Origin of the sequence: Pseudomonas sp. JAI111, assembly GCF_024809425.1 — a bacterium.
Classification (GTDB): Bacteria; Pseudomonadota; Gammaproteobacteria; order Pseudomonadales; family Pseudomonadaceae; genus Aquipseudomonas.
This window is the reverse complement of record NZ_JANUCB010000002.1, coordinates 29,014-41,644: the sequence shown is the minus strand read 5'-3', so window position 1 is coordinate 41,644 and position 12,631 is coordinate 29,014. Positions and strand designations below refer to the sequence as shown.

Annotated in this window: 11 protein-coding genes; 2 read left to right on the top strand and 9 right to left on the bottom strand. The window is 60.7% G+C overall.

From position 1 onward, the window contains the following. Positions 1-299: 299 nt before the first annotated feature. Positions 300-770 (bottom strand): hypothetical protein, encoded by a 471-nt coding sequence (locus HNR03_RS07775; RefSeq protein ID WP_259152176.1) that lies wholly within the window; start codon positions 768-770, stop codon positions 300-302. Positions 771-1,232: 462 nt separating this feature from the next. Between HNR03_RS07775 and HNR03_RS07770 the strand changes: the two genes are divergently transcribed. Then, positions 1,233-2,168: a chemotaxis protein CheV gene (locus tag HNR03_RS07770; RefSeq protein ID WP_046032376.1), complete on the top strand. Its 936-nt coding sequence runs from the start codon at positions 1,233-1,235 to the stop codon at positions 2,166-2,168. 92 nt (positions 2,169-2,260) lie between these two features. Further along, positions 2,261-3,067, top strand: a complete 807-nt coding sequence (locus HNR03_RS07765) for an MOSC domain-containing protein (RefSeq protein WP_259152173.1) — start codon at positions 2,261-2,263, stop codon at positions 3,065-3,067. Between the two features lie 73 nt (positions 3,068-3,140). On the opposite strand, the gene HNR03_RS07760 is transcribed toward HNR03_RS07765, so the two are convergent. From HNR03_RS07760 to HNR03_RS07725, 8 genes are all read right to left on the bottom strand, one after another. After that, entirely contained in the window at positions 3,141-3,425 is a 285-nt protein-coding gene (locus tag HNR03_RS07760) for a pyrimidine/purine nucleoside phosphorylase (RefSeq protein ID WP_010461229.1), read from the bottom strand. A gap of 61 nt (positions 3,426-3,486) precedes the next feature. Then, entirely contained in the window at positions 3,487-4,035 is a 549-nt protein-coding gene (locus tag HNR03_RS07755; RefSeq protein WP_259152171.1) for an exonuclease domain-containing protein, read from the bottom strand. Positions 4,036-4,106: 71 nt separating this feature from the next. Then, positions 4,107-6,068 (bottom strand): acetyl/propionyl/methylcrotonyl-CoA carboxylase subunit alpha, encoded by a 1,962-nt coding sequence (locus tag HNR03_RS07750; RefSeq protein WP_259152169.1) that lies wholly within the window; start codon positions 6,066-6,068, stop codon positions 4,107-4,109. A 118-nt stretch (positions 6,069-6,186) separates the two neighbouring features. Next, positions 6,187-6,984: an enoyl-CoA hydratase/isomerase family protein gene (locus tag HNR03_RS07745; RefSeq protein WP_259152168.1), complete on the bottom strand. Its 798-nt coding sequence runs from the start codon at positions 6,982-6,984 to the stop codon at positions 6,187-6,189. After that, complete coding sequence (gene atuD / locus HNR03_RS07740) at positions 6,981-8,138, bottom strand: citronellyl-CoA dehydrogenase (RefSeq protein ID WP_222587834.1); 1,158 nt, start codon at positions 8,136-8,138, stop codon at positions 6,981-6,983. The genes HNR03_RS07745 and atuD overlap by 4 nt, the downstream gene beginning before the upstream one ends. A 26-nt stretch (positions 8,139-8,164) precedes the next feature. Further along, positions 8,165-9,781, bottom strand: a complete 1,617-nt coding sequence (gene atuC / locus HNR03_RS07735) for a geranyl-CoA carboxylase subunit beta (RefSeq protein ID WP_259152166.1) — start codon at positions 9,779-9,781, stop codon at positions 8,165-8,167. Between the two features lie 3 nt (positions 9,782-9,784). Continuing rightward, positions 9,785-10,654 (bottom strand): SDR family oxidoreductase, encoded by an 870-nt coding sequence (locus HNR03_RS07730; RefSeq protein ID WP_259152160.1) that lies wholly within the window; start codon positions 10,652-10,654, stop codon positions 9,785-9,787. 12 nt (positions 10,655-10,666) lie between these two features. Next, entirely contained in the window at positions 10,667-12,469 is a 1,803-nt protein-coding gene (locus HNR03_RS07725; protein ID WP_259152152.1) for an acyclic terpene utilization AtuA family protein, read from the bottom strand. Positions 12,470-12,631: the final 162 nt, after the last annotated feature.

Below are 12,631 nucleotides of genomic sequence, written 5' to 3'. Positions count from 1 at the left end.
CCATGGGCGCTGTTTCTTGCTCTGGCGTCACTTCGCCATTAATTGGCGTCAACTAATGGTCGGCATAATAACACTTAAGATACCGTCGGTCGCGTTTGGTATATATGCCCATATGGTCAGGAAAATCGCTATTGGACGATAGTTCCACAATGGAAAAAGTATGCGGGAATGGGGAGTTTTTATTGATGTCGAACTGTCGTTGACAGGTATGAAATATTCAATTGCGACATGAGCGTACTCAAGTTACCGAGCGGCCTCATGGCAATAAGAATAGGTGACACGGCAGGGTCTCAGGCGAATTAGGCCTGGCGTTCCGAATAAGAAACGAGCGTGAACGGTTTGGAATTAACCGATGGCTGAAATTGACGGTGTCCGACCTGAAACGCAAAGGCTTCGATCAGGGAAGTCTGTTCACTGTCATCCAGGCTGAGCTGGCCTGTGGTCTGATCGATAAGTTCGAGTTGCCAGGCCATCAACGTGAAGCAGTCCTTCAAGGCATCCAGCGCCTGTTCGTGCAGGTCCATGTGGTTTTGGGCGTGATTCAATAAACCATGAATATGCAGCGAAAATTCAGACACGGCTTCCAGTGCGAGGGCATCGGCCCTGCTCGCCAGCTTGAGCAGGCTGCTGAGGATGCAATCGATTGCGTCTTTGTCATTGCTGATGAGTTGCAGATGGCTGAGGCACTCCTCCGACTTGGCCAGGAGCGTTTCAGCTTCGACAAGGAACTCGGGTAGCCGCTGGGCCCACTGCTTGGGTTGGTTTGGCATGCTTATCTCCACAACGTCATGTCAAATGAGGGGATGTCGCGTGTGTCGACGCGGGCGTCCAGCGCCCTGACACTGCCATGCCGGCGTGAGATCGCGCTCCGGCAAGCCTGGACGCAGGCTGGGGAACTCGAGAGGGTGGATGGCCACTTACCTGCGATCGCACACAAAAGCCTGACTCCGTTCATGCAATGAGAATGGCGTCACATTAATGGCTATTGGATATTGCGAACATCAGGTTGGGCCTGATTGTTACTAGGGGAATCCCTTACACGCGGGAACCGAACGGGCAAACCGAGGTCGCGCCGCAGGGAATGTAGCAGATGAAATCACGTAGTCAGTAAAGCATGATGTTAATGTGACATCAATGTTCGTTCGTGGCATTTTGTCTTGGGGTCAAGATCCGGCAATAACAGCCGATAACTCCCTTTAGTGAATTCATCAGAACAAGCCCAGGAGTCATTGATGGCCGGCATTCTCGACACGGTAGACCAACGCACACAACTAGTGGGTGAGAATCGCCTGGAAATTCTCATGTTCCGGTTGGCCGGCCGGCAATTGTTCGCAATTAACGTCTTTAAAGTGCAGGAAGTGTTGCAACTGCCAAAACTGACGTTGATGCCGCAGCGCCATCCCTTTGTCTGTGGCGTGGTCAATCTGCGTGGCCAGACGTTGCCGGTGATCGACCTGTCCCAGGCCATCGGCATGCGTCCGCTGGTGCCAAGCCCGACCAGCACGATTATCGTCACCGAATACAACCGCTCGGTGCAGGCGTTCCTGGTGGGGGGCGTGGATCGCATCGTCAACATGAACTGGGAAGCGATCCTGCCGCCTCCGACCAGTGCCGGCCGCCAGCATTACCTGACGGCCATCAGTAAAGTCGACGACCAGTTGGTGGAAATCATCGACGTCGAAAAAGTGCTGGCTGAAATCGTGCCTTACAACGCCAAGGTCTCCCGTGAAAAACTCGAAGACCCGGTGCTGGAACGCGCCCGTGGTCGTGAAGTGCTGTTGGTGGACGACTCCAATGTGGCCCTGTCGCAATTGCGCGACACGCTGGGTCAGTTGGGCGTGAAGATGCACATCGCCAGTGACGGCTTGAAGGCGCTGAACATGCTCAAGGCATGGGCCGATACGGGCGTGTCGATGACCGACAAATTGTTGATGGTGTTCACCGACGCAGAAATGCCGGAAATGGACGGCTATCGCCTAACCACTGAAATCCGCAACGACCCGCGCCTGCGTGGGCTTTACGTTGTGCTGCACACGTCGTTGTCGGGCAGCTTCAACGACTCGATGGTCAAGAAGGTCGGCTGTGACAATTTCCTCTCCAAGTTCCAGCCGGACAAACTTGTCGACGTGGTGCGTCAGCGCTTGATGCTCGACGAAGTCCCGGCCTGATGACAGCCCGACAGGCTGGCGCTGATGCCAGCCTTTGATTCGGCGATCAAGCTCGTATAGGGTGGCGTTTTTTGTCCACCAGGGAGCTGGCCATGCTGCGTCTGAGCGCGCTTTACCGTTATCCATTGAAATCCGGCAAGGGCGAGAGCCTGCAATCGATCGGCCTCGACAAACTGGGGTTGGACGGTGATCGACGCTGGATGCTGGTGGACGAGGCCAGCGGGCGCTTTCTGACCCAGCGTGCGGTGGCACAGATGAGTCAGTTGTCGGCGTTGTGGAACGCCGATGGCGGCTTGACCCTCAGCGCTGCAGGCCGCACACCCATCGACATCGCTTTGCCCGCCAGCGACGCGGAACTGCGTGGCGTGACGATCTGGCGCGACACCTTGCGTGTGCCGGATGCCGGCGTTGAGGCGGCGGCCTGGGTCAGTGATTTCATCGGTAAACCGACGCGGCTGGTGCAAGTGCCGCTTGATCGCGCGCGAACCACCCAATCGGGTTACGGCAAGGACGATGATCAGGTCGCGTTCGCCGATGGCTTCCCGCTGTTGCTGATCGGCCAGGCGTCCCTGGAGGACTTGTCGCAAAAGGTCGGACGCCCGCTGGAAATGCTGCGCTTTCGGCCCAATCTGGTAATCGAGGGCAGCGAGGCGTATGCCGAGGATGGCTGGAAGCGCCTGCGCATTGGCGATGTCGAGTTCCGTGTGGTCAAGTCCTGTGCGCGCTGCATTCTGACCACTATCGACCCGCAAACCGGTGAGCGCAGTGAAGATCGCGAACCCTTGGCCACCTTGCAGAAATACCGTTCCGAGGCCGATGGCGCGATGTTCGGCCAGAATCTGGTCAACGACAGCACCGGCCAACTTGAAGTCGGTATGCCGGTGACGATCCTGGAGTAAAACGCCCTGAACGAAAAATGCCCGCGTCCCAAAAGGACGCGGGCATTTTTTGTCGCGGTGAAAACCCGGGGTTTTAGCCGCGGTATTCGCACAGGTAAGCGGTGTCGACGGCCACTTTCAGCTGGAACTTGCTGTTGGCGGGCACGTTGAACTGGCTGCCGGCGGCGAAGGTTTCCCAATCGGTGCTGTCAGGCAGTTTGACGGTCAGGGCGCCGGTCACCACGTGCATGATTTCACGCTGGCTGGTGCCGAATTCGTATTCGCCCGGAGCCATGACGCCGATGGTCGCAGGACCTTCAGCGGTGCCAAAGGCGATCGACTTGACGGTGCCGTCGAAGTACTCGTTGACTTTAAACATGGGCGATTCCTCGAAAAGGGCTAAAAAGGGCTGGCCAGTATGCACAAGGCCTCGAACGCCGTCACCTTTCGAGGGGGAGAACCTGTGGCAACAAACGCGCTGTATTACGCGCATCTTCCAGCGCCCGATGCTGTTGACCGTTGAACTGCATGCCCGCCAGTTGCAGTGCGGCATTGAGTCCCAGCGGGCGCTCCAGGCGTCGGGCCTTGGCAAAGCGCTGTTTGAGATTCATGTGCGGCACGCTGCCAAGGGCGCTGTCCAGTTGCAGACGCTGCCACTCCTGCAGCAGTTGCTTGCGATCGTAGTCGCCCCAACTGGCCCAGCCCTCCAGAACCGACTGATGTTGCCCCAGCCACTGCTCGAACGACGGCCAGACCTCGCTCAGCGTCTGCGCGGCGTCGACGTTGGCCTGAGTGATATGGGTCAGCTCCCGGCAAAACGGCGTCAGCAGCGGTCGTTTCAAGGGTCGAACGAAGCACTGGAAAAAATCCACTTCGCGCCCTTTACGGTCCACCAGAGTGGCACCGATTTCGATTATTTCCATTTCTGTAACAGGCCAGCCACCGTCATCGGTGGTGGCTTCCAGATCGATTACCAGCCAATGAGGCATCGCAGGGTTCCTGGTATCCGCGTCCTGATAGGACTTGAGCGTAGCCAAACCCGACGGATCCGCCTAGCGGCTTATTCAACCTCCAACAAAATCTGACGATTTTTAACCTGATCGCCGACCCGGACCTGCAAGCGCTTGAGCACTCCGTCGATGCCGGACTTGAGTGGATGCTCCATTTTCATCGCTTCGAGCACCACCAGCAGTTGGCCCTTGCTGACCGGGCTGCCCTCACTGACCAATACATCGACGATCGCCCCGTCCATCGGTGCCTTCAGGGTGCCGCTACTGACGCTGGCCTGAGAGCTGATCAGCGCTTGGGTCCGATCGATCAGCCGCAGGCTGCCGGGACGGGTGGACAGCCACAGTTGGCCAGCGTCGAGACGGTAGGCATAGCGCTGACGAATGCCATCGAGATCCAGCGTCGCCCAGCGCCCGTCGCACTGGATGACCTTCAAGTGCAAGGTTCGGGCGCCGACCGTCAACCGGTAAGGTTGGTCAGGCAGTGCGTTCAGTTCCACCTGCCAGTCCTGGTCCTCCACGCCGATGCGATAGTGCAGGGGCACACTGGCGTTGTTGCGCCAGCCGGCCAGTGGGGCGAGGTAGGCCTGGGCCGAGGCGTGATAGAACAACGCCGCAGCGATGGCCAATTCTTCAGCGACTGGAACGTGCGGATGCAGGCAAGGATGGTCGGCGAAACAGCTCGGGATGAACCCGGTACTGAACTCGCCACTGATGAACTGCGGGTGTTGCAGCAAACTGGCGAGTAAACGCTGATTGCTTTGCACCCCCAGCAACACACTGTCCTGTACGGCCCGCAGCAACTTGCGCCGGGCCTCTTCGCGGGTAGCGCCATGGGCGATGATTTTACCAAGCATCGGGTCATAGAACGGGCTGATGGCCTGGCCTTCGATCAAGCCATGATCGATGCGCACACCGTCCTGCAACGTAAGCTCCCAGGCCTCTATCCGACCGGTTTGCGGTACAAAACCCTGCGCCGGATCTTCGGCGTACAAGCGCACTTCCATGGCGTGCCCGTTGAGTGGCACCTGCTCCTGTTGCAACGGCAGCGGCAAGCCTTCGGCGACCTGCAGCTGCCAAGCCACGAGGTCGAGGCCGGTGATCAATTCGGTGACCGGGTGTTCCACTTGCAGCCGGGTGTTCATTTCCAGGAAATAAAACTGTCCGCGCGCATCGAGCAGGAATTCCACGGTGCCGGCTCCGACGTAATTCACCGCGCGCCCAGCCTTGAGCGCCGCGTCGCCCATGGCCTGACGCAACTCGGTGGTCATGACCGGGCAGGGCGCTTCTTCGATGATTTTCTGATGGCGACGCTGGATCGAGCAGTCGCGCTCGCCGAGGTGGATCAAGTGGCCGTGTTGGTCACCGAACACTTGCACTTCGACATGCCGTGGATCGATCAGCGCTTGTTCGAGGATCAACTCGTCGCTGCCAAACCCGTGCAGGGCTTCAGAACGCGCGGTTCGCAATTGTTCGAGCAACTCCCCGGCGCTGTGCACCAGGCGCATGCCGCGTCCGCCACCCCCGGCGCTGGCCTTGATCATCAGCGGGTAACCGATGCGCTCGGCTTCGCGGCTCAGGGTCGCATCGTCCTGTTCAGGCCCTTGATAGCCGTCGATGCAGGGCACGCCGGCCGCGAGCATGGCGAGCTTCGACAGGCGCTTGCTACCCATCAGCTCAATGGCTTCCGGGCTCGGACCGATGAAGGTGATGCCGGCGTGTTGGCAGGCGCGGGCGAATTCGGCGTTTTCGGAAAGGAAACCGTAGCCTGGGTGAATCGCGTCGGCACCGCTGCGGCGAGCGGCGTCGAGGATGGCCGGGATGTTCAGGTAGGACTGCTGCACCGGGGCCGGGCCGATGTTGACGGCCTGGTCGGCCATTTGTACGTGCAGGGCGTCGGCGTCGGCATCGCTGAAGACACCGACGGTGCGGTAGCCCAGGGCTTGGGCCGTGCGCTGGATGCGGCAAGCGATTTCACCACGGTTGGCGATCAGGATTTTTTTAAGGGCGGGCATTGGGTCTTCTCTTAAGGTATGCGGTGACAGTGATGGCCTCTTCGCGAGCAAGCCCGCTCCTACATGGGTTCTGTGTCGTTCCAAAAAACCTGTGGGAGCAGGCTTGCCTGCGATGCTTTTAAGAAGCCCACCCCGGTTTGCGCTTTTGCACGAACGCCATCGTCCCCTCGACTCCTTCCGCGCCAGTCACCGCTTCGCTGAACCACTGCGCCGCCTCATCCAGCAACGCATCGGATGGCTGGCCGGCGCTCGCCAGCAACAGTTTTTTCGTCGTCGCATTTGCCCCTGGCGCGCAGCACAACACATGGGCGAGCACTTCATCGAGGCGCTCGGCCAAGGCTTGCGCGTCATGCTCGACGAAATGCACCAGCCCCATACGCCGCGCCTGGATGCCATCGAACCGCGCCGCTGTCAGCGCCAGTCGACGGGCCTGGGTCAAGCCGATGCGCTGGACCACGAACGGCGCAATCTGCGCTGGCAGCAGACCCAGGCTGGTTTCCGGCAGGCCGAATTGCGCGTTGTGATCGGCCAGCGCGACGTCGCTGACGCACGCCAGGCCCAATCCACCGCCGAGGACCGCGCCTTGCAGCACGGTGATGACCACTTGCGGCGCGTGTTGCACCGCTTGCAGCAGCGCACCGAAGGCTCTGTTCAAGTCGCGATAGGCGCTTGCCCCATGCGTGCGGGCGTTGGCCATGTCCTTGATGTCGCCACCGGCGCAAAAATGCCCGCCGGCACCACCAATCACCAGTGCTCGAACCGTTCGATCATCGCGCACCGTCGCCAGCACCGCGCGCAGTTCATCGACCATCTGCAAGCTCATGGCGTTGCGGCTGTCCGGGCGATTGAGGGTGATGTGCAGCACGCCGTTGTGTGATTCCAGCAGCAGGGTCTGGCAAGCAGGCAGGGCACTCATTTCTTTTTCCCCGGCAGGATGCCCATGAGTTTGCAGATGATCCCCAGCATGATTTCGTCGGCGCCGCCGCCGATCGATACCAGTCGCACGTCACGGTAGGCGCGGGCCACCGGGTTGTCCCACATGAAACCCATGCCGCCCCAATATTGCAGGCAGCTGTCGCTGACCTCGCGACCCAGGCGTCCGGCCTTGAGTTTGGCCATCGACGCCAGGCGTGTGACGTCCTGGCCTTTGATGTATTGCTCGGTGGCCTGATAGACCAGTGCGCGCAAGCATTCGATTTCGGTTTGCAGTTCGGCGAGGCGGAAGTGAATGACCTGGTTATCGATCAACGCGCTGCCGAACGTCTTGCGTTCCTTGCAGTACTCGATGGTGCTGTCGACGCAGTATTCCAGGCCCTTGATCATGTTCGCCGCGCCGAACAGGCGTTCTTCCTGGAACTGCAGCATCTGCATCATGAAGCCTGCACCTTCGTGGCCGATGCGATTGCGCTGCGGTACGCGCACGTTGTCGAAAAACACCTGCGCGGTTTCCGAACTGCGCATGCCGAGTTTGTCCAGGTGCGAGCTGAGGCTGATGCCCGGGGTGTTCATCGGCACCATGATCAGCGACTTGTTGACGTGCGGTTTGTCGTCCGAGGTGTTTGCCAGCAAACAGATGAAGTCGGCGCTCGGAGAGTTGGTGATCCACATTTTGCTGCCGTTGATCACGTAATCGTCGCCGTCCTTGCGGGCGGTGGTTTTCAACCCGGCCACGTCGGAACCGGCGCCGACTTCGGAGACGCCGATGCAGCCAACCTGTTCGCCGGTAATTGCCGGGCGCAGGAATTCTTCGCGCAATTCATCGGAGCCAAAGCGGGCGAGGGCCGGCGTGCACATGTCGGTCTGCACGCCGATGGACATCGGAATGCCGCCGCAGTGGATGGTGCCGAACTCTTCGGCAGCGACGATCGAATAGCTGTAGTCGAGGCCCATGCCGCCAAACTTTTCCGGTTTGGAAATCCCCAGCAACCCGAGGTCACCGGCCTTGCGGAAGATCTCGTGAATCGGGAAGCGCCCGGCCTTTTCCCATTCCTCGACGTGCGGGTTGATCTCGTGATCGACGAACTGGCGGACGGTGCGACGCAGTGCTTCGTGTTCCTGGGTGAAGATCATTCTTATTGTTCTCCTGTGACCTGCGATCAGAATCTCGCGACGCCAAAACTGTTGGTTTGCAGCGGCCGTACGTCAGCCTCATGACAAATGTCCAGCAGATACCCGAGCAACGTGCGGGTATCGCGCGGGTCGATCAGACCGTCGTCCCACAGATTGGCGCTGCCATAAAGCGCCGTGGATTGGCTGTCGAGTTTTTGTGCGGTGACCTGCTCCAGCATGTCGAGCATTTTCGGGTCGGGCACCAGACCGTCCTTGAGCTGCTTGGCCTCGGTGACGATGCGCAGCACTTTGCCGGCCTGGGCACCGCCCATCACCGCTGTGCGGCTGTTGGGCCAGGCGAAGATGAAGCGCGGGTCGAGGCCTCGGCCGCACATCGCATAGTTGCCGGCGCCATAGGAACCGCCGACGACGATGGTCAGCTTGGGCACTCGGGCGTTGGCCACCGCTTGAATCATCTTCGCGCCGTGCTTGATCACACCTTGCTGTTCCGATTCGGTGCCGACCATGAACCCGGTGGTGTTGTGGAAAAACAGCAGCGGTGTCTGGCTCTGGTCACAGAGCTGGATGAATTGCGCCGCCTTGCTCGCCCCCTTGGGCGTGATCGGGCCGTTGTTGCCGATGAATCCGCAGGCACGTCCCTGAATGTGCAAATGGCCGCAAAGGGTTTGCTGATCGAACTCGCTCTTGAATTCGAGGAAGCTCGAACCGTCGGCAATCCGCGCGATGATTTCGCGCACGTCATAGGGCTTTTTCGGGTCGTCGGGAATCAGCCCGAGCAGCTCGTCGATAGGGTAGAGCGGGTCTTCCCAATACCGGGCGGGCGCGGCGGGCAAGCGTTCGTTCCACGACAGCAGGCTGACGATTTCGCGGACCTGGCGCACGCCATCGGCGTCGTTCTCGGCCAGGTATTCGGCAGTGCCGGCGGTTTGCGCGTGCATCTCGGCACCACCTAGTTCTTCGTCGGTCGCAACTTCGCCAGTGGCGGCCTTTAGCAGCGGCGGGCCGGCCAGAAACAGCTTGGCTTTGCCCCGCACCACCACCACGTAGTCCGAGAGCCCCGGCTGGTAAGCACCGCCCGCCGTGGCCGAGCCGTGGACCACGGTGATCTGCGGCAAGCCCATGGCTGACATCCGCGCCTGATTGGCAAAGGTGCGCGCGCCTTCGACGAAAATCTCTGCCGCGTAATTGAGGTTGGCGCCGCCGCTCTCGGCGAGGGTGATCACCGGCAGTTTGTTTTCCATGGCGATCTGTTGCAGGCGCAGGGACTTTTTCAAACCGCTGGGGGATATGGTTCCGCCCCTGATCGCGCTGTTGTTCGCCACCACCAGCACCCGCGCGCCGGAGACATAACCGATGCCGGCAATCAGCCCGCCACCGGCCGAGCTGCCGTCCTTGTCGTCGTGCAATTTATAGCCGGCCAGGCTCGCCAGTTCGAGGAACGGCGCGCCAGGGTCAAGCAGCAGGTTGAGGCGTTCGCGGGGCAGCAACTGGCCGCGCTTGTCGAACTTGTCCTTGGCTTCGGCCGCTTTGTTCAGCAGATTGTGTTCGAGCTGGCGCACCTGCTCGATGCCGGCCAGCATCGCGGCACGGTTGCGGGCGAACTGTTCGCTGAGCGGGTCGACTTGAGACTGGATGACCGGCATGGCTTATTCCTTGTCCTTAAGCACTTCGGGTAAGTAGGCGCGGTGGAAACCGTTGTACGACACACTGTTGGTGGCCTTGTGAATCGGCCACGCCCGGCCGCCCAGGCTCGCCGCGCCGTCGATCCGCAAGGTGCTGCCGCTGATGAACGCGGCGGCCGGGCTCAGCAGGAAAACAATCGCCGCGCTGACTTCCGATTCCGTGCCGATGCGTTTGAGCGGCACGTGTTCGCGCAGGGTCGGAATCACTGCTTTGAACGCGCCTTCGTAAGTGTCCATGCCGCTGGAGGCGATCCAGCCCGGCGCCACGGCGTTGACCCGCACCCCGGCGTAACCCCATTCGAATGCGGCAGTCTTGGTCAGGTTGTCCATGCCCGAACGCGCTGCGCCCGAATGGCCCATGCCGGGCATGCCGCCCCACATGTCGGCGAGCATGTTGACGATGGCGCCGCCGTGCTTGCTCATGGATTGATTGAACACTTCCCGGGCCATCAGGAAACCGCCCACCAGGTTGGTGCGCATCACGGTTTCGAAGCCCTTCTGATTGATCGAAGCCAGCGGTGAGGGGTATTGCCCGCCGGCATTGTTGACCAATCCATGAATTGGCCCGTGCTTGCGAATCAACTCGCTGACCAGGTGCGTGACCGCGTCTTCCTCGCGAATGTCGCAGGTGGCCCAGTCCGCTGTGCCGCCGTCTTCGGCTATCTCGGCAGCGACGCTTTTCAACTTGTCTACCTTGCGCCCGATCAACAACACATGTGCGCCGAGGGCCGCCAGTTCGTGGGCGGTGCAACGGCCGATGCCACTGCCGCCGCCGGTGACGATGATGGTTTGGCCGGCAAACAGATCGGCTCTGAAAATCGAATCGTAAACCATGGCGACAGTCCTCTAGTTGACCTGGTCGGCGATGCTCTGGGGCACCGGAATCTGGATCTCCAACAGCTGCTGGGCGAACGCCTTGCCTTGCGGATCGATGCGCAGGCTGGCCACGCCACCGCCGCCGAGCGCGTTCTCCAGAAGAAAATTGAAGCTGTGGGTGCCGGGCAGATACCAGCGTTCGACACGTCCGTGAATCGGGTCGAGGACGTGGCTCATCCAGTCGACCATGACTTCGGGTGTCAGGGCTTCGGCGATCCACGGCAGATACTCGGGCTCGCGGGCCATGACGCCGATGTTGCTGTGATTGCCTTTGTCACCCGAGCGGGCCACGGCGAGTTTGATCAGCGCCACGCTGGCATCGGCGCGGCCAGTGGGTTGTGGCGGATCGAACGGCACGGGCAAGTCAGCCGGGTCGAGCACATCGACGGCGGGCAGGGCGCACGGGTGGCGTTGCCCCTTGAGATCAATCTCCAACGTGCAGGTGGTTTTGTCGATGAGGAACGAGAACAGCCGGATCAGCGGATACACCGTCGGGCGGCCTCCGACAATGCCGGTCAACCCCGGCGCCATGCCCGTCGCGGCCTGGGCTATTTCCCTGGAGAACACAATCAAGGCTTGTTTGCTCGGATGGCGCACGGCGAGTTTGATCACCACTTCGCGACTGTCCTGGCGCTGGCCGTGCGGGCCGTAGGTGGCCTCGCTGCCGAGCAGTTCGATGTTCACTTCGCTGTAGGGCGCCCAGCCGCGTTGGCTGAAGATTTCCGAGGTCTTGTTGATGATCGCCTCGCTGACTCGACGGGCCTTGTCGACCGCGTCGATCCCTGCGATCAGGCAACTGGCGGTGCAGCGGAACCCGTCCGGGTACGTGGCGCTGACCTTGTACTGATCGGTGGGCGGCAGGCCTTTTGCGCCGTGCACCTGAACCGCGTTTACGCCTTGTTGCACCAGTTTCACTTCAGTGAAATCGCAGACCACGTCCGGCAAAAGATAGGCCTGCGGGTTGCCGATTTCATACAGCATCTGCTCGCCGACGGTCAGCGGCGTGACCAGTCCGCCCGAGCCTTCTGGTTTGCTGACGATAAATTGGCTGTCGGCGCTGACCTCGACGATGGGGAAACCGATGTGTTCGTAGTCGGGCACGTCACGCCAGTCGGTGAAATTGCCGCCAGTGCATTGGGCGCCGCATTCGATGATGTGCCCGGCCAGGGCGGCCTGGGCCAACTTGTCGTAGTCGCGCCAGGACCAGCCGAATTCATGCACCAGCGCGGCGCTGACCACCGCGCTGTCGACCACGCGCCCAGTGATGACGATGTCGGCGCCTGATCGCAGGGCTTCGACGATGCCCGGGGCGCCGAGGTAGGCGTTGGTCGAGACGCACATCGGTGGCAAGGGCGCGCCGCTGAACATCTCCTGGACGCCAAGGCTGCTCAGCTGTTTGAACTGCGGTTGCAAATCATCGCCCAACAGCACGGCGATTTTCAGCGCCACGCCGGCTTTGTCGCACGCGGCTTGCAGGGCGGCGGCGCAGGCTTGCGGGTTGATCCCGCCGGCATTACTGATAACTCGGATCCGTTGTTCGGCGAGTTGCCCCAACAGCGGGCTGAGGACTTCGATGAAGTCCCCCGCATAGCCTGCCTGCGGGTCTTTCATCCGTGCGCCGGCCATGATCGACATTGTTATCTCGGCTAAATAGTCGAAGACCAGATAGTCCAGACGCCCACCTTCCACCAGTTGCGCGGCAGCGGTCGAGGTGTCGCCCCAGAACGCGCTGGCGCAGCCGATACGGATCGTTTTAGGCGCAGTCAATTCCATAACCCCCTCCGACAGAAGTGTATCGAGACTACCAAGCAAGCGCTTGGTTTGTAAACGGCTGAAATATCTTCTCCCCGAGCGCTTGCTTGGTAGCCGTTGCCAGCTTAAATTGCCCGCGCATCCCGCTGTTTTCGCGGCGAGCGGCGCATCTGATTGATCGAC